The organism is Pseudoalteromonas sp. SR44-8, assembly GCF_014163635.1.
GTDB classification, from domain to species: Bacteria; Pseudomonadota; Gammaproteobacteria; order Enterobacterales; family Alteromonadaceae; genus Pseudoalteromonas; species Pseudoalteromonas rhizosphaerae.
Map to the genome: position 1 here is coordinate 16520 of NZ_JACJDS010000010.1, position 20262 is coordinate 36781.

Genomic DNA, 20262 nt, shown 5'->3' on the forward strand with positions numbered 1-20262 from the left:
GGTCAATTTTATGTCAATGAAAGTCGCATTTATCGGTTTAGGTGTAATGGGTTATCCAATGGCGGGTCATTTAGCAACTGCCGGTCATCAAGTAACCGTGTATAACCGTACCACAGCAAAAGCACAGCAATGGGCAGAAAAATACGCAGGTCAGGTGGCATTAACGCCAGCAAAAGCCGCAGAACATGCAGATATCGTATTTATGTGTGTAGGTAACGATGATGATTTACGCTCAGTCGTTTATGGTGCTGACGGGGTGATTAAAGGTATGCAAGCAGGCACTATTTTAGTCGATCACACTACGACTTCAGCCGAAGTTGCGCGCGAAGTATCCGCTAATGCGGCACTAAAAGATATTGCGTTTATTGATGCGCCAGTATCGGGTGGTCAAGCTGGTGCTGAAAATGGTGTATTAACAGTCATGGCTGGTGGCGACGCAGCAGTGTTTGCAAAAGTACAACCAGTTATGGCGGCATTTAGCCGTTTTAGCCAGTTACTTGGCGAAGTTGGCTCTGGGCAGTTGTGTAAGATGGTTAATCAAATTTGTATCGCGGGCGTTGTACAAGGCTTGGCCGAGGGCTTACATTTTGCCAAACAAGCAGGCCTTGATGGCGAAAAAGTCATTGAGACGATTGCAAAAGGTGCGGCTGGTTCATGGCAAATGGAAAACCGTTACAAAACCATGTGGGCAGGTGAGTACGAATTTGGTTTTGCTGTTGATTGGATGCGTAAAGATTTAGGTATTGCGTTAGATGAAGCAAAAAATAATGGTGCCACTTTACCAATGACCGCGACGGTCGATCAGTACTACGCTGACGTACAAGCACTTGGTGGTGGGCGTTTTGACACATCAAGCTTATTGGCGCGCATCGAAGCGTTACATAAAAAATAGATAATCAGAGCGTCGGATAATAAGTCTATCTCCAGCAAGTAAATTAAACGCTAACTGTCTTAAATTTACTTGCATAAGCCCGCAATTAGCGGGTAGATGTGGCTTATTATTCCTGAAATCTCCAGTTACGTAATCACTGACCCAAACATTGTTTGGGTTTTTTTATAAAAATTAATTTTTCTTAAGGTTTATTTAAGTTTTGCTCGTTAGATTTTACCCATAGTCTAAAAAGAGCGAACACTATGCAATCACTTCAAGTTACTAACTTGCCTGTTACCAACACACATGATTATGTGTGTGCAAATGCAAACATGCCATTTCGTGTGCAATTAGAGCAAGTCGTTAAAGCGAGTTTTGCCAGAGCTTACGGCGCCAATATTAAGCAGTTTATGCCGGTGTTATGCCAATTAAGTATTGCCGCTGATTCTTGCACGCTGGGACTTAGAGCTGCTACTCAATCACTTTTTATCGAGCAATACTTACCAGAGCCGATTGAATACTTTGTTGATGTACCGAGGGAAGATATTTATGAGCTTGGTAATTTATGCTCAACAAATCGCAAAGCGACTCTCGCTCATTTTGTACTAATGAATGAAGCACTTTATCAAATTGGCGCAAAACGTTTGGTATTTTGTGCCACTGCAAAGGTTAGAGCATTATTAAAAATGCTCGGAGTTAATTGCACTGAAATAGCATTAGCCAATAGTCAGGCACTTGATAACCCAGCAGATTGGGGGACTTATTATGAAAATAAACCAACACTGTGTGTGGTTGATTTAGCGGCTGCTCATGATTGCGTAATAAACACACCTCATTTGTTTAATATTAAACAGCACTATCATCAAGCGAGTTGCCAATTAGCATCGCAATTGGAGGCATAATGGGGTTTTTATCGCAACTACCACACGCAGCGCTTGATACTGTGATTGTTGATCATCATGACCAACAAATGCAGCCGATCAGTAAACAGACGCTGATGCAAGAAGTGGCCGAGTTAATTATCGACTTTAAAGCGCTTGATATGTCAGCCGTGGCGTTTGTAATGGACAATACGCCTGCTTGGTTAATTGTTGACTTTGCATTGATTGAGTTACAACAAGTAAGCATTCCGCTGCCGACCTTTTTTAGCCCACAACAGCTAACTAATAGCGTGAATAAAAGCGGCGTTTCGCATTTTATCAGCGACACCCCCTGTGAACTTGACGGGTTAGAATGTATTGCGACCTTGAGCGTGTTAACCCGCTACCCGCTTTATATCTATAAAGTAAGCGCTTCGAGCCCTACAACATTTTTTACAGATACCCAAAAAGTGACGTTTACTTCAGGCTCTACCGGTGAGCCAAAGGGAGTGTGCTTATCTTTACAAAGTCAATTACAAGTGGCGACCTCATTGCATAAAAAAATAGCGATAAAACAGCCAAAACATCTGTGTTTATTACCTTTGCCAGTATTACTTGAAAACATTGCAGGGGTTTTTGCACCGTTATTAGCCGCAGGTGAAGTGCATGTTATGACACTACCAGAATTAGGCTTCTCTGGGGCAAAATTAAATGATGCCAGTCAACTGATCAATGCCATTGATCGTGTGCAACCGAATACGCTTATTTTGGTGCCGGAATTATTGACCTGTTTAGTCTGGTTTGCCAAGCAGGGATGGACAGTACCAAAGAGCCTGAAATTTATTGCCGTTGGTGGCGCTGTGGTCAGCAGTGAATTGATCACTGTGGCGCGTAGTTTAGGGTTACCAGTTTATCAAGGTTATGGCTTATCTGAAGCTTCATCAGTGGTGAGCTTAAACACGCCAAATGATGATGACATAGAGTGTGCAGGGCGGGTGTTAAATCACTTGCAAAGCAAACTGGTAGACGGGCAGCTATTTATTAAAGGACCCTTATTTTTAGGCTATTTAGGTCAACAACCCCATGATCAAACGAGTTGGTATGCAACCGGTGATTTGGTTGATCAACAACAAGGTCGGTTAACTATTAAGGGGCGTTTAAAAAACCAAATTATTACTAGTTTTGGGCGCAACATCAGCGCTGAGTGGCCTGAATCTTTGCTACTCAGTAACAGTGAAGTACAACAAGCTGTTGTCTTTGGTGAAGGTAAAGCGCATTTAGTAGCACTTATTTATGCATCAGTAAATATGACTGATGAGGTATTAGTCGAGCATTGTAGAGGTATTAACGCACAATTACCTGAATATGCCCAAATTAAAACATTTCATCGCTTAGCTGAACCACTTACTGCAGAGCGGGGATTATTAACCAGTAATAACCGCCCTAAACGCCAAGCAATAGCAAACTATTATCATGCACAACTAACAGCACTGTACAGTGAGGCAATATTATGAGCAATTTTTTCGAGACATTAAAATCACAAACCCAAGCAGAACGCGAGTATTTACTGGCTGCACCGATCATTGCTCGAGTATTCAAGGGGCAAGTAAGCACAACTGAGTATGCTTCATTTTTAGCTCAAGCCTATCATCACGTTAAACATACGGTGCCATTAATGATGGCCGTGGGCGCGAAATTATCGACTGAACAAGAGTGGATCCGCGAGGCTGTTGCGGAATATATAGAAGAAGAAATAGGTCATCAAGAGTGGGTGCTCAATGATATTGCAGCCTGTAGTTTTGATAAACAACAAGTACGTCAAAGTGCTCCCAAATTTGCCACCGAGTTAATGGTTGCTTATGCCTACGATACAATTAATCGTGGTAATCCATTGGCATTTTTTGGCATGGTGCATGTACTCGAAGGTACTTCAATTGCGTTAGCCGATAATGCGGCAAGTAATATAGCCAATATGACCGGATTACCTAAAAAGGCATTTAGTTATTTAACATCTCATGGGGCTTTGGATATTGAGCATGTGAAGTTTTTTGAAGATCTGATGAATAAAATAGAGTCTCCTGCAGATCAACAAGCGATTGTGCATGCCGCTAAATGTTTTTATAAGTTATATGGCAATATTTTTCGTGAATTAGATACAGATCCACAGTTTGCAAGTAGCGACTTGGAGCAAACTGCATGAACCGTCCACTTTGCGTGTTAACAGGTGCGACAGGCGGAATTGGTCAAGCCGTGGCATTAAAGTTGATTCAGCATGGCTGGCGTTTACTGTTAGTTGGTCGTCAACAAGCACAACTAGAGGCATTACAGGTTAAGTGTGGCCAAGACTGTGAGATATTTATTGGTGATTTAACATCAGCACAGACTCGCCAAAAATTACTTGAACATGCTAAATCACTTGGCGGTGCAACAATGCTTATCAATAACGCTGGCATTAATGTGATGCAAGGTTTTAGTGAAATGACGGAGCAGCAAATAGATGACTTACTGATAGTTAATCTGTCGGTGCCAATTAAGTTATGCCAACTATTTTTACCACAAATTTTAGCTAAAAAAGGCTCAATTGTTAATGTGGGATCATCGTTTGGTAGTATTGGTTACCCTTATCAAACCTTATATTGCGCAAGTAAATTTGGATTACGAGGAATGACCGAAGCGCTGGCCCGCGAACTCAGTCACTGTGATGTAAAAATATTATATTTAGCACCTAGAGCAACTGATACAAATATCAATTCAGTGCAAGTACGCGCGATGAATAAAGCTTTAGGCAATACAATGGATCCACCTGATAAAGTGGCAGATGCGCTTATTTCATTATTGAAATCTGGAAATTCACGCAGTTACATTGGCTTTCCAGAACGCTTATTTGTCAAACTAAATGGTGCTTTTCCATCCTTAGTAGATAACGCAATTGCAAAACAACTTCCTAAAATTAAAAGTTTTTTTGCAGATAAAATTGATAAAGGTGAATGACTATGACTAAACTACTTTATACTAGCTGCTTGTTAACTGGGATTTTTTTAACCAGCGCAGCGCATGCCGATCTTGCTAGCGAATTAACTCAGGTGCAAACAAGTTGGGCAACTGTGAATTATGAATTAGTAGATAAAGCGCAGCTCAATGCATTTGAAAAGTTATCAGAGCAGGCCGCTGGGTTTGCAAAGACCTATGATGATCAGGCACAAAGCCATATTTGGTATGGTATTGTGCTATCAAGTTATGCTGGGGCAAAAGGCGGCTTAGGTGCGTTAGGGTTAGCAAAAGATGCTAAAGCACAGTTAGAGCAAGCCATAGAAATTGATGGCAATGCGTTATCAGGCTCTGCTTACACCAGTTTAGCGACCCTTTACAGTAAAGTACCGGGTTGGCCAATTGGATTTGGTGATGATGACAAAGCGAATGCATTATTTAACCAAGCGCTTGCTATTAATCCAAACGGTATCGATAGTAATTACTTATACGCGGCATTTTTGTACGACGAAAGGGAATACAAAAAGGCAAAAACACATTTACTTGCCGCTCAACAGGCACCGGCACGCCCTGATAGACCAAAAGCGGATTTATACCGCCAGCAAGAGATCACCCAGTTGTTGGCAAAAGTAGATAAAAAACTTAAGAGATAATATGCATTTACTACTGGTTGAAGATGATAAGTTAGTGGCTGAAGGATTATGTCGTTCACTTCGCCAACAAGGTTACAGTGTAGAGCACTGTGCTAGTATAAAATCAGCCATGCAATGGCTCGAAAATGACGAGATCGAATTACTTGTGCTTGATTTAGGACTACCTGATGGCGATGGCATTGATGTATTAAAACACGTCAAAAAGCATCGCCCTAACTTACCTGTAGTGATCTTAACGGCACGCGGTAGTATTGATGATAAAGTACAAGGGCTAGATTTAGGTGCTGATGATTATTTAGCTAAGCCATTTGATCCTGCTGAATTATTTGCCCGTTTAAGAGTCGCTAGTCGGCGCGTAACTCATGCGCAATCAAGTACTATTAATGTAGCAAATGTAGAAATGGATACCTCCGCTTTTACAGTCACACTTGATCAGCAACCAGTAAACCTGCCGCGTAAAGAGTTTATGTTGCTAAAGGCTTTTTTTGAAAACCAAGGGCGCGTATTGTCCAAACAACAATTAGAAAGCAAACTATATGAATGGGGCGAAGAAGTCGGTTCAAATACCATTGAGGTGCATATCCATCATTTGCGCAAAAAGCTCCCTAAAGATCTAATTAAAACCTTACGAGGTATAGGTTATGTGGTAGGTAAACGTTAGTGTCAATTAAACGCAGACTAACGCTGATTATTTTATCAACGGTGATCCTGACTTGCTTTTTGGCATTCAGCAAAGGCTACCGCGAAAGTATGAGCCAGGCCCAGCTGCTACTTGATAACGAATTGCAAACCATTGCTCATGTACTGATCGAGCAACCTATACACAGCGACAAGCCAGTGTTAAGAAGTGATCTAAATCGATTACTTTTTCAAATTTGGCAAGATAACAATTTACTCAGCGCGTCTAAATCATTAGCTGAGCTGGCGCAAAACCCAAGGGTTAACGGATTTAGTGTCGAAAACTTAGCCGGACAGCGAATGCGCGTATTTCATTTAACCGAAGGCACTAAACAAGTGCTGGTGGCAGAGCCGCTGAGTAAACGTTATGAACTTAGCGAGACCATGATTTTGTCAGCAATGACACCTTTGCTTTGGAGTGTGCCACTGCTTGCGGTGTTGATCAGTCTATTTGTCAAACAAGGATTGAGGCCATTAACACGCCTTTCAACATTATTAAAAACGCGACAAGCCAATGACTTTACTGCCATTAATTGGCAAGTGAATGAATACGAAATTAAACCGGTGATCTCACGTTTAAATGATCTGTTTAAACGTGTAGAAAGTGCCTACTTAAGAGAGCGCTTTTTTGCCTCAGATGCTGCCCATGAATTACGCACCCCGCTAAGTAGCCTAAAAATAAATGTTCATAATCTACGCGCACAAGGTGATGGTTGCTTGGAGCTTGATGCAATGGCGCAAGGTATCGATAAACTAAGTAATATTGTTGAGCAAATGTTGATTTTGGGACGCACCTATCCAGAGCAATGGCAGGCACAATTTAGCTCAATTTCAGTGCTAGAGGTCAGTCAACAAGTGGTTGCACAGCTATACGAACGACTTGATGAAAAACAACATATGATCAGTATTGAAGGCGATGATTATGTTATTAATGGTGACCAATTTACCTTGGCAACTTTATTTAGTAATTTATTAAGTAATGCCATAAAGTACACGCCCAGTGGTGGTAACATAGTGATCCGCTTAAACAATCAACAAGGTGCGTATGGTTGGCAGATTGATGACTCAGGTCCTGGCATTGATGATGCCCATAAAGCACGAATTTTTAATCGCTTTTACCGTGTTGGAGGTGATAAACATCCTTCCGGAGAGCAAGGTGCCGGATTAGGTATGGCGATAGTTGAACATATAGTAACAATTTATGGTGCAAGTATTTCTTTAGCCGACAGTGAATTAGGCGGCTTACGAGTGCGAGTTGAATTTATGCAAGGAGCAGAGAGTGAATAACTGGTTAGGGTTTATCAGCCTGCTGCTATTTAGCGTATTACCGTTTTCGTGTTTTGCTAAAGAATATAAATTAATTTTAAAAGATCACCTTTTTTATCCAGCGGAGATCATCGTTCCGGCCAATACTAAACTAAAACTTTTAATTGAAAATCAAGATAGTACGCCAGAAGAGTTTGACAGCTTTGATTTAAATCGAGAGAAAGTGCTGTATCCAAATCGTAGTAGTGTGATTTATATCGGGCCACTGAGCCCTGGGCGTTATGAGTTTTTTGGTGAGTTTTCACCTAACACAGCCCGTGGTGCAGTATTAGTAGAAGGAAAGACTGATGCTGATAACTAGTTTATTGATGAGTATAAATCAGCTGTTACCGGTTGTAATTTTGCTCGTGCTGCTACAGTCATTGCTAAAACTAAACCAGCGCGTGCTGATAGTGACCGCCTTTGTTGGGCTACTTTGTAGTATTATTTATGTACAAAGTGCCGCTTGGTTGAGCCAGTTATTTGATCATCGCGGTCTAGAGTTTAGTCAAATGTTGTTGTGCGTCATTGTGTATGTTGCGTCACTAGTAAGTTGTAAACAGCGGCGTTTATTCGCATTGCTTGCAATAGTTGCGGTTATGGCGCTGTATTTGAGTCACTATTTTATTTATCTGGTTGGTTTTTGGCATAACACCGACACATCAAAACCCTTGCTTATAGGGACATCCTTGGGAATAGGGATCTGTGGTAGTTTTGGTGTGTTGCTATTATTTTTACTGCACAGTGTTAGAGCACGATTTGGTGTGTATCCGCTGATGTTGTTATTGGCTTTTAATGTCTCGGCAAAACTACTCATAGTGTTAGATCTGGCCAGCCAAATTGACTTGATCAATATTACGTCCAACTACTTTGATTGGCGTGCAGTGTTAGTCGAAAACTCAGAGTTAGGCCGTGTCCTCAAAGCCTTAGTCGGCTATGAGGCAACGCCAAGCAAAACTGCATTATGGCTATATCTAGTTGCGGTTTTAGCCTTTATTGGCACCAGCATAGTATTTACTCGGCAATTTTCTCAAAAGGAGCCATCATGAGATTTATTCTCGCGTGGTGCTTAACTTCGATTTTGTTCATGGCATCGTTTAATGTGCGTGCCGATGGAATAGTTGTAGATAAAGTTTACCACCCTTATGTATTACCATTTGAGCGCGAATTTGAATGGCGTCTGATCTCTCATCAAACAGATAAGGGCAATATTTTAGCCCAACGAGTTGGCTTAGGTGGCTCGTTTAACGATACCATGAGTTTGGAAGGTTATGCGGTTGGAGAACGCGATGACAACGGTAATTTTGGCTTCTCAGCCTACGAATTAGAATTACGTTGGCAGTTGGTTGAGCAAGGGCGGCTGTGGGCTGACTGGGGCGCCTTATTTGAACTTGAAATGCAAGAAGGCAAAGATAGTTATGAAGCCACAACTGGCTTTTTATGGGAAAAAGAATTTGGCCGGACTAGTCTCACCATGAATGCATTTTTAGTCTACGAGTGGGGCGGTGATATTAAAAACGAATGGGAAACTGAGTTTCGCGCACAGTATCGCTATCGCCTTCGCTCTGAGTTTCAGCCTGCATTAGAGCTATACGCCGGAGAAGACTTCTTTGGTATTGGTCCAGGTTTTATTGGGCTACATCGATTTTCAGCGAAGCGACAACTAAAGTGGGAAGCAGGATTTGTGACAGAGCTGAGCCAACAAGGTAAAGATCACAGTTTTCGCCTTGCCCTAGAGTTTGAATTTTAAAGTAAAAAGCCGCGAATAACTCTGCTCGCGGCTTTAAATCTCTGCAAACTACATACTTTGCGCGTAGTTATAAAGCGCTTTTAGAATAGTCAGATTTTTTTCATTATCGTCATGTTCATGGGCGAGATTTTCTAGCGTAACCATAAAATCTTGTGCGCTGATCGATGGTTGATCTTCACCATGCATTAATTTGTTTTGGCAATATTGACGCCACTGATCAAGTTCATCTTGATTAAGCGATTGCGGCCAATTACGGGCACGGTATTTAAACAATAAGTTATCAAACTTTTTATCTTCAAAATCCAACTTCATACCCGCTAATTGCTCTGGGCTGGCATCACGGATAATGGCAAATTTAGCTTTATCTGCATGGCTAGTAAAGCCGTCGTATAACATGTAATCAGTATTGGTGGTTTTACCGTAATCGGGCTTATCGTTAAATACTTCAGTGACTTTATCGCGAAGACTTGGGTTGGCTTTTAAAATCGCAAGATTTTTTAAACACTGCTCGCGGTCAATGCCTAAGCGGGCGGCGTTTTCAGGTAATAAGGTTTTAGCAGGCGCTAAAATAGGGCATTTATTTAAATGTACCAGTTTTAAACCAACAGGCAGTTCATCATCGGCAAGCTCACTGCGCTTGGTATAAAGGCGGGTGCGCAATTCTTCGATTGATAAATCGAGTAATACCTGTGGGTCTTCGGTTAAGTTAAAACACACTACTGCATTTTTATTAGTCGGATGAAAGCTCATTGGGGCAATCCAACTGGTACAGCCTTGGGTAGCAGGAATACGTGATGAAGTATGCACCAGCGGCGTCATATTAAATACATCAACTAACTCAGCTAAGGCTTTTTTACCGCGCAAACTAAAAAAGAAGTTATACAGTTTTGGCTGTTTTTCTTTTATTAGTTTAGCCAAAGCAATCGTCGCGGTTACATCGCTTAGTGCATCATGTGCCGCAGCGTGTTCAATGCCATTGGCAACAGTTAAATGTTCCAACTTAAAGCTTGGGCTGCCATCTTCTTTTAACGGCCATTCAATACCTTCAGGGCGCAGTGCATAACAAGCACGCACTAAATCTATAATATCCCAGCGGCTGTTATTGTTTTTGTATTCGCGTTCGTAAGGGTCGTAAAAGTTACGGTAAAAGCTATAACGGCTTACTTCATCATCAAAACGAATGCTGTTATAACCGGCCACGCAGGTATTCGGCACACTAAATTCAGCATGAATTTTGGCAATAAAGTCAGCCTCAACTAAACCTTTTTGCATCGCCACTTGCGGAGTAATACCGGTGATCAAACATGCCTCAGGATGCGGTAAATAATCAGCTACAGGTTTGCAATATTCAATCAGCGGCTCACCAATAATGTTTAAATCAAGATCAGTACGAACACCCGCGAACTGGCTCGGCTTATCCTTTTGCGGACTCGCCCCCCAGGTCTCATAATCGTGCCAGTAGATTGTTGCTTGATTTTGCTCTTGATAAGCCATTTAAAAACCCTTTAAGTTAGCTTGAAGCGGTTGCAATACCGCCAAGTTACTAAATTCATGAATTATTTAGATTATGGCATACAGGCGAGGGAGTTTATAGGTTTGGATGATGAAATGATGGTAATCATACTTTCGCAGGTAGCTTAGCTAGAGTGTTGCGAAACTTAATCATTCATTAAAAGAAAAGCCTGCTTAAAAACTCATAACTATGAATGCATTCAATTGTAGGTTGAGTTTTAGCCCGAAAAAATTTTACTGCGAGCTACAAGAGCATTATCGTAGGCGTTAAGCTTGCTGGCGCGTTTTTTAGTCGAGAAAACAAGGGCGAGTATCAGCGTTAAAGTTTTTATAAATCAGTGATCTAAATTAAAAGCAATATTTAAATTGTTGTTGAGCTTTTTGGCCCTATAAGTAGGTGTGCGCTTTAGCCATGAATGTTTTTTACCTTTTCATCATGTTCTACACTTTAAAGCTTTCCTATTGCTCAGATGGAATTCATCATCAATTGCTTATTTTCAGGTTGTTACGACGAGAAAGAGCTTAAAAGCATATTTGCAGCTAATTTATATAATTAAGTTGCTGAAACTAATTATAAAGTTCACAACTAGTATTGTATTCAATACTAATAGCGATTACGTACAAATCCAGTAATATTTCATTGTCAGGCGTATATGAACAATTTAATGCCGTTAATAAATAGAATATCAGTTCGTTTATTAGACTAAAGTCTATAAGTTAATTTTCTTCACCTATCGGATTTAGTTTTATCGTTTGTCGAAATTGAGCCAACACTCTAAAGTTCAGTTGTCGGCAACAGATACGACTCAAACCAAATAGGAATATAATCATGAAACGTTCACTAATCAAAACCATCGCACTTGGCTCATTATTTACTTGCTCAGCGGCTGTTATGGCTGATCAAAGTGATTACAAATTAATGATTATTGATAATGCGGCAGCGTCTCAGCCAGTTGAACAATCATTTAATAACTGCGCATTAAATGTGAAATCAAAAAATTATGCACAAGCAGATGAAATTTGTACCAAAGCAATTGCATTACTAAAGCAAAGTAATGGTCCACGTATGAAAGTTCGCGAGCTAACGTCATTTGCATTAAGCAACCGTGGTGTGTCACGTATGATGGCAAACAATGATACGGCTGGTCTTTCTGATTTATACGAAGCGGCACAAATCGCTGATAGCGAAATGGTTTCTCATAACCTGACGCGCGCTAAAGAGTACCTTTCTCTATAATAGTTTTTATAAACGATTAAAGACAAAACCACGTTAGGCTAAGCCAACGTGGTTTTTTGTTTTTTTAAAGTGTTTCTCTTCTGAGCCAACCGTAAAATTCACTTATTTATTTACGTATTTACTGGCCTCAGTTTAGCTGTACTAAATATATTAAATTTTAAGTTGTAGAGTAGGGCTTTATCTAAACTAGTAAAAAATAAAAACACTTCAGAGGGCGCTGAAGTGCTTTGTACAAGGGGAGTAATGTTATTTTACTGTGCAGTAGCGACTAGTTTAACCCAGTCATAACTGACTATCCCTAGTAACCCGATTTGTAACGATTGACCAGCGTTAACAGCTAAAGTACAGCTTTCGTTGCTGCCGGGATTTTTTGACTGGCAATCATACTTTGTTTGCGTGACTGCACCATCTGCATTTACATATAGGCTTATATCTCCTTGGCTGCCTGCTGTACTTATTGTTACAGATGTTTTTCCTGTAGGAACCAGATAGCTGTATCGTTGCCAAAAACCGGGAAATCCATAGGCGCGAGAGGTAATAATTGTGCTATCTCCCGTCGGTGGTGTACTGTTTTTATAATCAGCCATGATAGTGACATTATTGTAGCTGCTATAGGCTTTGAGCATAATATAATAGCGACCCTCTCCTAGGTTAACTGTACAGATTTCCTCGTTACCATTTTTAAAGGGCCGACAGTCATAGTCTGAAGTGGTGGGCTTAGCGCCTTTCTTAACGTATAGGTCTGCATCGCCGTTACCACCTGATATGCTCATCATAATATTATTGGCATCAGCTGGCACATCAATAAAATAGATACTTTCTTGGTTTCTTGTTGCATTAAGACCTGGTAATGCTTGGCCTTTATTTAACTCAATGTCAGATGACGTACCATCAGAAACACTGACTAGCTGAGCTAGTGTGTTGGTGTTGTTATTGCTATCTTGAACGGTTACAGAAACGTTGTAGTTTCCAGTAGAAGTGAAGGTGTGCTGTACAGTTGCGCCACTGTCTATTTGATTATCGCCAAAATCCCAGCTGTAATTAGTTATTGTGCCCGAAGAGCTGGAACCAGTAGCATCAAAGTTACATTGCAATTGATCACAATTGTATTCAAAACGGGCCGTAGGCGCAGGAGGGGTATTACCATCATTATCGCCAATGGGCACAGTACCGTTAAAATAGCTGGCTACTTGAGGCCAAATTTTACTTATTTTAGCTCCTTTGTTGTAGCAGCCACCTAGATGATGCAATGCAATAACACGATTGCTTGATGCAGCTACAACAGGCGAACCAGATGAGCCACCAATGGTATCGCAATAATATCCTATATCTGTGTTGTTGCCACGGCCATTTGTTGAAGGAGCATTAACTTGGCATAAACCATCATTGTCTTGATCTGACTCTATTGCAAGTTCTTTGGGGTTACCGGATCCATGTTGTGGAATATATATGCGTTCACTTTGTTGCGCGTTTCGTACATCTAGCCCTAAATAACCAAATTGCTCGATAGTGCTAAAATCATTAACACTGAACAAAGTATAATCGAGCGTGTAATCGGTTTTAAAAAACTCATTCCCCGTGACTTTTACGACAGTTTCTTTAGTTGAGCCATTACAGCTTTTATTTTGATAATTAAACCATACTTCCGTTGAGGCAAGTTCTGATGCGGTCTCAATACAATGATTATTAGTAAATAATTTATTATCACTCCCAACGCGCCAGCCCGTGCATAAACTGCGCCCACCGATCACTAAGCGCGCAATAGGTCGGCTTCGGTCAAACTCTATTGGATGGGAATCAGCCCAGCATTGCACATCTTTTCGTTCATTAACGCCACAGGTTGATAATAGCGCTGGTTCATTGCCATTATTTAACTCTGTATTCGTATTTATATCACTTTCGGTGCCATAAAAATAACTATCAATAATGCCAAACTGGGTTTGTTGTTTACTGAGTGTAGGGTCGGGGTAATATTCAATGATAACGCTGTCATTAGAGACCGACATAGCTGAAAACGAATGCACCCCGTCATCACCTTTAACATCATCAATTGTTGCAGCATTCATGTTGTCACTACTATATTCGTATCGTTCAGTGTTATCTTGGTTTCTGACGACTAGTTTTGCATTACCACTGAGTTGCACCCGACTAAAATGTACTTTTATATAATCAGCACCGGGATGACTGATTGTATGGCTGATTACTTGGCTTTGAATATTTACAAATTGCTTAGAGAGTTTTAAATGAGTATCGGCTTGTGCACCGATTGTCGTTTTTTTTGCTGCTTGATTGGTATGTTGCATAATAGTCAGTTCATCGACTTCAGCAATACTGTGTTGGCCATAGATGGCAATGGCAATTAATGCTGCATATTTACATTTTTTCATCTTTATTTCCTACCATAGGTAATTTACCGACTGTTTGATGTAAAACTAATGATTAATTGCATGTTTGATTCATAAAAATCTTGGCAAATAATCAGTACCCAATTGCTAAAGCAAAATCTAGAGTGAATTTTAATCAATGCCAATAAATTGCGTGAAATATTTAGAACCCCCAATAAGTGCAATAAAGTCAATAAAAAAACTTGTTTGTTATCCAGTTGAAAACAAAAATGTGATGGTTAACAACAAATGAGCTGGTTACACGTGCATGTTTAATATTTTTATTTTGTAAATTTAATGTAAATATAAGTGTGCGTTTTTATGTTTTTAAACACGTTTAGTGAGCTAAATATAACTAAACGTGTTTTTTACTGAAGGTTTTTTAACGATTAATAGTCCAGCCAAAGAGTTTCACCTCAAGGTAATAAAAGTTATTAGAAGTCTATTTGGTCGTCGTAATGATATTTTTAGTGAGTACTATTTATATAGTGTTGGTTGTGATTAATCTTAATTAACATAGGCTAATGTATTGATTTAATATTTAAAACTTTGGACATAAAGCGTGATCAAAGCCTTTTTCAGTTAATAAAAAAGTCGCGCTTGGGGTAGCAAAAATATAGCCTTCGTAGTTAAGAAACGCAATTGTGCCTTTAACTGATTCGATTTGCTCTGCTGATGCACTTTCTATAATAGCTTTCGGATCTAAATTGACTGGTGTTGGAAACTGCTGATAAAGCTGCTTAAAAATTAAGGTGGCGATAGTTTTAAAGGTGTCGTTATTTTTCATTTTTTTGCTCCTTGGTGTTTATGTGTGCTGCGAATGCATTATTGTAACTCTTTCTATTTAAAGAGTAACTGCCACACTTACCTGTTGATCCTAAAATAATACGCGGTTAAATAGCGATAGAGTTGCAGGTAACCCATCGCTATATCATGAGCTGGTGCTGTATTACTTGTTATTTACAAGGTTCAGGAATGCGTTTTGGGGTAACAATTCGTGGCATTAATAAGCCGATGATCACAACAATAATGCCAATTAATTGTAGTTCTGTAATTGGTTGGCCCATCAAAAATGCTGTTAACATGGCAAATACCGGAACGAAGTTAAAAAATAACGACGCATTCGCTGAGCCAAGTTGGCGTATGCCATTAAGCCACAGAAGATAGCCGGCAACAGTTCCAAATAAGCCAATATAAATAACATCGATAATACCTACCATTGAGCTATTACTGAGTTCGCTAAGCGGGTGTACATTGGCGGTCACTAAACACATTAAGCCAATGATTGTTGCACCACTTAGCATACTAACAAAAGTATAAGGCAATACAGGCATGTACTGATTGATACCTTGGCTAAAGTAAGTGTATGAACTCCAAGCTAACATACCTAAAAAGATCATTTTGTCGCCGGCATTGATTTGCATATTCAAAAGCACGGCTAAGTCGCCATTGGTGATAACTAATAATACACCTGATAGGCTAACGATTAAGCTAAAACATTGTGCTGCAGTAGGCATTGAGCGCTTTGCAACTGAGCTTATTAACGAGGTTGCAAGTGGGCTCAGCGCCATTATTAACGAGCCGTTTGCGGCACTGGTATGTTCCAGCCCGGTAAATAAACCGAGGTTTAAGCCACCTACGCCAACAGCACTAACAATAATCACCCAAGCCCATTGGTTGAACGTTAAACTTGGTTTTGTACTGTTAATTATTTTTAAGTAGATAGCCAAGCAGATTGCGGCAATACTAAAGCGCCAAAATACTAAAGTCAGTGCGTGTACTTGATTTAATGCATGTTTACCAATAGGAAAACAACTTCCCCAAAAAAATGCACATAATAACAGGAGTAAAATAGCTTTTGTGTTGGCTGAGAAGTTCATCAGCAATCCAGAGATGTTGAAAAGTTGCGGCAAGTGTATTACTTTCCATAATGTGGATAAACAAGCAAAAATAAGAGAGTAGATTCCAAAAATGAAATATAGATATTCACTAGACGATTTACGCTATTTTTGTATTGTTGCTCATTTAAAAAGTTTTAAAGATGCTGCACTGGCTTTATCAGTGCCTTTATCAACATTGAGCCGTCGTATTCGACAACTTGAAGATGATTTACAGCTTAGATTGTTAAACCGTGATGCTCATCGCGTATCGCTGACCCATATGGGGGAGCTGTATTACCAACGTTCGAGTGCATTGTTTGCTGAGTTAGATGGAATTAATGATGATCTTCATATCGAGAAGAATCAACCGAAAGGTAAGATCATAATCAGTGCACCTATTAATGCCGGCTCGCAATTTTTAAGGGATATTTTTTATGATTTTTTACTGCAATATCCTGAGATCCAACTAGATATTAGGCTCTCGAATACTTTAATTGATATTGAAGCGCAAGCAATGGATGTGGTGTTTAGGGTGGGTAATACGGTGGTTGATAATTGGATTGCGAGGCCACTTAAAGATATTCACTTTATTTTGTGCAGTAATTCGCAGACGGTGGCCGACAGTGTTAAGCATCCCACTGATTTATGTGCAAAAAGCGCTGTGATTTGCCAGCCGATGTCTATTTGGCAATTAGTAAATAAACAAAATGATGACGCTTATGATTTTCAACCCAGTAAGGGCATTCGTTTAGAGCTTGATGAAATTCAAATGCTCACACACGCGGTTAAAAAAGGCTTGGGGATTGGTTATATTCCTGACTATTATGCATTACCAATGATAGCTCAAGGTGAGCTTCAGCATGTTTTGCCTGATTGGCAAAGCAAGGCACGCACTTTATTTATGTTATATCGGGATCGTGACCATTTACCATTGCGCGTCAGATTATTCATCGAATATGTGCTAGCTAGATTTGAGCAAGGTTAGTATGCTTTTTTATTATTTTTCTGAACTGTTGGGCAAGTGAAATACAGCCTGTTTAGTTATTAATAGCGCCGGACTACAAATTTTAGTGCCTGTATATTAAAAGGAGATATTAAATATGCAAACCAATCTAGTGGTTGAACGGTTTAAGCAGCAGGGTTTTGTACAAATTAAACAAGTACTTAAACCAAGTGTAATCTCAAAACTGCAGCACCTTTGTGATGAGTTGGTTGCTCAAGCACAGTCACGCTATGTAGCCGGTTTACCATTTGATAATATTGCTGTTATGCAAACTGCAGATGAGCCTTTTGTTTATCGCGTTAATGAGCTTTTTCAATTTCAGCCACAATTTGCTCAACTGCTAGCGCAAACCGAACTAATGAGTTACGTTGAAGCGATTATCGGCGAAGCTGTTTTACCTAGCTATGAGTCACTTGTGATAAAAAATTCATTAGATGCACGCGGATTTGATTGGCACCGCGATATGGCGGTGAGAACTCAAGAGCCTATTTTTACCGTGGGGGTGTATTTAGATGATGCAATAGCGCAGCAAGGGGCGTTAACAGTGATCCCGCAGTCTCATTGTAGCCAAGCAAGTGTGTGTGATTTAAAGCGCCAGCTATCCATTGCACAATTACAAAGTGTGGATATTACGGCCAATGCAGGTGATGTGGTAATTCACCATGTAAACACGGTTCATGCATCAGGAAGACAGAAAGGTTCAGCTATACGTAGAACGATCTATTTTGAGTTCAGAGCAGTATCACATTTTATTGATAATCCGTGCTTTCCTAGTGAGTGGGTCGAAAAGCGGCAAGCGTTAATGGCTAACCTCAACGCGCTTAATTCAGCTGATATGCCTAATAATGTGCAGCTACCCAATGATTTGTATGTAACTCAAGTACGAATAGAGCCGGCGGAATATTGTATTGAGTTTGCCAGTTAACAGTATCAACATAGATATTTACATGTGTGTAAAGCCAGCCTAAATATATAAATTTGCTCTGAACTAATACAGCCAATACAAGTTAAGCGACTACGATACAATTACGACCTTGTGCTTTTGCCTCATAGAGTGCTTTATCTGCGCGATTAAAAATAACTGAACTCGAGTCATCTGCCTGATAACATGTTACCCCAAAGCTTGCGGTCACTTTAGGTAAGCTCACTTCATCTAATTCGCTAATATACACTCGTAATCGCTCTGCAAGTTGGTGGGCGTGTTGCTTATCTTGAATAGGAGAGATAATAGCAAACTCTTCGCCACCGATACGAAACAGCATATCCATGGCATGTATTTGTTGCTGTAATTGTGTAGCTAGATGTTTTAATAACTTATCACCTATTTGGTGGCCATATTGGTCATTAACTTGTTTAAAGTGATCAATATCCAATATTATTAAAGCAAATAGATATTCGCTTCGTGCTGCCATATTGATCTGGTTTTCTATTTGTTCTTCCCACTTGTGTCGGTTAAATACACCTGTTAAGCGATCTTGGGTTGCTAATATTATTAATTGTTTTTCAATTTCCTCACGGCTAGTCATTTCCTGATTCAAACGAGATATAACAATTTTTATATCGTGTTCTAATGCTGCAAGCTCATCTTTAGTTTTGATCTTTTTCTGAAGTTCCAAAGGTAACTCATGGTGTTCAACAGAAGAGTTTAATGTTTCGATATTAGATTGGATGCGTTGAATACGACGTAAAATAATTTGAATAATAAAGGTCGTTAACAGCAAGCCGAGGATGATGGCGCATATACCGAGTAAGCTGCTGACAAATAGAAAGTCTTTTTCGTGCTGATCTGTGTAATACGCATCATCAGAGGTTAATTTATTTAATTGCGCTATTATTTGTTTTTCTGCACTTTCTAGCTCAGTTGCCATTGTTTCGACTTGCAACCGCGCTTGCTCAGTAAGTTGATTCTGTTGGTAAACATTTTCTAAATAGTTTTCGAACTCGTCACTTTTTTGCGTATAGTTTTCAATTGTGGTGGCCACTTTTTGATGTGCTTCAGGCTGTAATATGACTTCTTTTAATGCTAATGAGTGATTAATCATTGCTACCGCTTTATCGAGCAATTGTTTTATTTTTTGTTTTTCAAAAGCAAATTGTTGATGTGGGTTGAGCGGCTTATCACCCATTTGGTTTTTTAGTTGAAATTGCTCAAATTGCAGGTGTTGTTCAAGCTCTATGAACTCCACTTGTTGCATTAACTGACTTAACGGAATATCCAGAAAAGCCACTACACGCATTTCACGTTCTATTTGATTTACTTTATAGGCCGAAAAAACAATAACACAAAACAAAAACGTTAATAAAAAAACAAATAATCCACCAATTTTTTGCTTTATTGACGCATTGTACCAGTTGAATACCGACATAAAGTTCCTCACTGCTTAATAGTCCCTCAAGTATAGTTTAAAAAGTGCGTAATCTAGCTTATTAAGTCTGACCACAGCAAGCATTAATTGACTAACCTTAGGACAGATTAATCAAAGTTATTAGATACTTTATTTAATAGAGATGATGTGCAGTTGATCAACCGTGTACTTACTTGACGATTGAGTTCGTAATATTGCAGGCGTGCCTTGTGAGGGAATACTAGCACTAAATGAGTAGAACGTTTGTCAGTAGCTAAAGTCGGTCATCTTTGCATCACATTTAGCTTTTGTGTATTTAGTCACGTAACTTGAAGACCCCGATAAGACTCATACAGGAAATGCTGAAAATAGCTCAAGTAGGTAAAGTGAATTTACTAATAAAGCTAATTATTGCCTTAAATCAATCATCGCTTTTTGGTTAATTATTTTTTAACAAAACGTAATGTTTTGTAATATTTCTATAGGGTTTGATCAAGTAACATGAGCCTTAGCATAGAGGTTAATTAATAAATACGCCTTTAGGATGGTTTTTGGTATTAACTTGTAAATTATTAGCTTTATTAATGTTGGTCTAGTTTTTTTGTACTACTCTCATGGTCGCAATATTAATTATTTTTATCACAGTAACTTTATTTATTGGTATTTATATACCAAATTTTAAATGAAAGTTATTGCAAAATTAAGGTGCAGTTGATTAGCGCAGCTGGTGGTTTTAGCGGTTAGTTTACCTTTAAGTTTCAATACGTTATTTATATTGTGCGGATTACAATATGTG

The 20262-nt window shown here is 39.5% G+C and carries 19 protein-coding genes; 14 read left to right on the forward strand and 5 right to left on the reverse strand.

Going from position 1 to position 20262, the window contains the following annotated elements:
- Nucleotides 1-10: 10 nt before the first annotated feature.
- From H5183_RS06580 to H5183_RS06630, 11 genes are all read left to right on the forward strand, one after another.
- Nucleotides 11-892 (forward strand): NAD(P)-dependent oxidoreductase, encoded by an 882-nt coding sequence (locus H5183_RS06580; protein ID WP_182731253.1) that lies wholly within the window; start codon nt 11-13, stop codon nt 890-892.
- Nucleotides 893-1134: 242 nt separating this feature from the next.
- The gene (locus tag H5183_RS06585) at nt 1135-1773 is read left to right on the forward strand and encodes a thermostable hemolysin (protein ID WP_182731254.1); all 639 of its coding nucleotides are present in this window, start codon (nt 1135-1137) and stop codon (nt 1771-1773) included.
- The gene (locus H5183_RS06590) at nt 1773-3245 is read left to right on the forward strand and encodes an AMP-binding protein (RefSeq protein ID WP_182731255.1); all 1473 of its coding nucleotides are present in this window, start codon (nt 1773-1775) and stop codon (nt 3243-3245) included. Before H5183_RS06585 ends, H5183_RS06590 begins: the two co-directional genes overlap by 1 nt.
- Nucleotides 3242-3931, forward strand: a complete 690-nt coding sequence (locus H5183_RS06595; RefSeq protein ID WP_182731256.1) for a TenA family transcriptional regulator — start codon at nt 3242-3244, stop codon at nt 3929-3931. The genes H5183_RS06590 and H5183_RS06595 overlap by 4 nt, the downstream gene beginning before the upstream one ends.
- Nucleotides 3928-4722: an SDR family oxidoreductase gene (locus H5183_RS06600; protein WP_149980955.1), complete on the forward strand. Its 795-nt coding sequence runs from the start codon at nt 3928-3930 to the stop codon at nt 4720-4722. The genes H5183_RS06595 and H5183_RS06600 overlap by 4 nt, the downstream gene beginning before the upstream one ends.
- Before the next feature lie 2 nt (nt 4723-4724).
- Nucleotides 4725-5372: a hypothetical protein gene (locus tag H5183_RS06605; RefSeq protein ID WP_182731257.1), complete on the forward strand. Its 648-nt coding sequence runs from the start codon at nt 4725-4727 to the stop codon at nt 5370-5372.
- Between the two features lies 1 nt (nt 5373).
- On the forward strand, nt 5374-6033 hold the full coding sequence (locus H5183_RS06610; RefSeq protein ID WP_182731258.1) for a response regulator transcription factor: 660 nt from the start codon (nt 5374-5376) through the stop codon (nt 6031-6033).
- Entirely contained in the window at nt 6033-7337 is a 1305-nt protein-coding gene (locus H5183_RS06615; protein WP_182731259.1) for an ATP-binding protein, read from the forward strand. Before H5183_RS06610 ends, H5183_RS06615 begins: the two co-directional genes overlap by 1 nt.
- A gap of 13 nt (nt 7338-7350) precedes the next feature.
- A complete protein-coding gene (locus tag H5183_RS06620; protein WP_246175520.1) occupies nt 7351-7677 on the forward strand; it encodes a cupredoxin domain-containing protein in 327 nt (108 codons plus the stop codon).
- Nucleotides 7664-8404, forward strand: coding sequence for an iron transporter (locus H5183_RS06625; protein ID WP_182731260.1), 741 nt, complete (start codon nt 7664-7666; stop codon nt 8402-8404). Before H5183_RS06620 ends, H5183_RS06625 begins: the two co-directional genes overlap by 14 nt.
- A 38-nt stretch (nt 8405-8442) precedes the next feature.
- Nucleotides 8443-9105, forward strand: coding sequence for a hypothetical protein (locus H5183_RS06630; protein ID WP_259397125.1), 663 nt, complete (start codon nt 8443-8445; stop codon nt 9103-9105).
- Nucleotides 9106-9153: 48 nt separating this feature from the next.
- Here H5183_RS06630 and sbcB read toward each other — a convergent pair whose 3' ends face one another.
- Entirely contained in the window at nt 9154-10599 is a 1446-nt protein-coding gene (gene sbcB, locus H5183_RS06635) for an exodeoxyribonuclease I (protein ID WP_182731262.1), read from the reverse strand.
- An 847-nt stretch (nt 10600-11446) separates the two neighbouring features.
- Here sbcB and H5183_RS06640 point away from each other — a divergent pair.
- Nucleotides 11447-11854: a hypothetical protein gene (locus H5183_RS06640; RefSeq protein WP_149980964.1), complete on the forward strand. Its 408-nt coding sequence runs from the start codon at nt 11447-11449 to the stop codon at nt 11852-11854.
- A gap of 251 nt (nt 11855-12105) precedes the next feature.
- On the opposite strand, the gene H5183_RS06645 is transcribed toward H5183_RS06640, so the two are convergent.
- The 3 genes from H5183_RS06645 to H5183_RS06655 form a co-directional block, all read right to left on the reverse strand.
- A complete protein-coding gene (locus H5183_RS06645) occupies nt 12106-14241 on the reverse strand; it encodes a pre-peptidase C-terminal domain-containing protein (RefSeq protein WP_182731263.1) in 2136 nt (711 codons plus the stop codon).
- A gap of 538 nt (nt 14242-14779) precedes the next feature.
- Nucleotides 14780-15025: a hypothetical protein gene (locus H5183_RS06650; protein WP_145233036.1), complete on the reverse strand. Its 246-nt coding sequence runs from the start codon at nt 15023-15025 to the stop codon at nt 14780-14782.
- A gap of 169 nt (nt 15026-15194) precedes the next feature.
- The gene (locus H5183_RS06655; protein WP_145233037.1) at nt 15195-16118 is read right to left on the reverse strand and encodes a DMT family transporter; all 924 of its coding nucleotides are present in this window, start codon (nt 16116-16118) and stop codon (nt 15195-15197) included.
- Nucleotides 16119-16209: 91 nt separating this feature from the next.
- Between H5183_RS06655 and H5183_RS06660 the strand changes: the two genes are divergently transcribed.
- Both H5183_RS06660 and H5183_RS06665 read left to right on the forward strand, forming a co-directional pair.
- A complete protein-coding gene (locus H5183_RS06660) occupies nt 16210-17103 on the forward strand; it encodes a LysR family transcriptional regulator (RefSeq protein WP_145233038.1) in 894 nt (297 codons plus the stop codon).
- A 115-nt stretch (nt 17104-17218) separates the two neighbouring features.
- On the forward strand, nt 17219-18046 hold the full coding sequence (locus H5183_RS06665) for a phytanoyl-CoA dioxygenase family protein (protein ID WP_182731264.1): 828 nt from the start codon (nt 17219-17221) through the stop codon (nt 18044-18046).
- Between the two features lie 82 nt (nt 18047-18128).
- Here H5183_RS06665 and H5183_RS06670 read toward each other — a convergent pair whose 3' ends face one another.
- Complete coding sequence (locus tag H5183_RS06670; RefSeq protein ID WP_182731265.1) at nt 18129-19487, reverse strand: GGDEF domain-containing protein; 1359 nt, start codon at nt 19485-19487, stop codon at nt 18129-18131.
- Between the last annotated feature and the right edge of the window lie 775 nt (nt 19488-20262).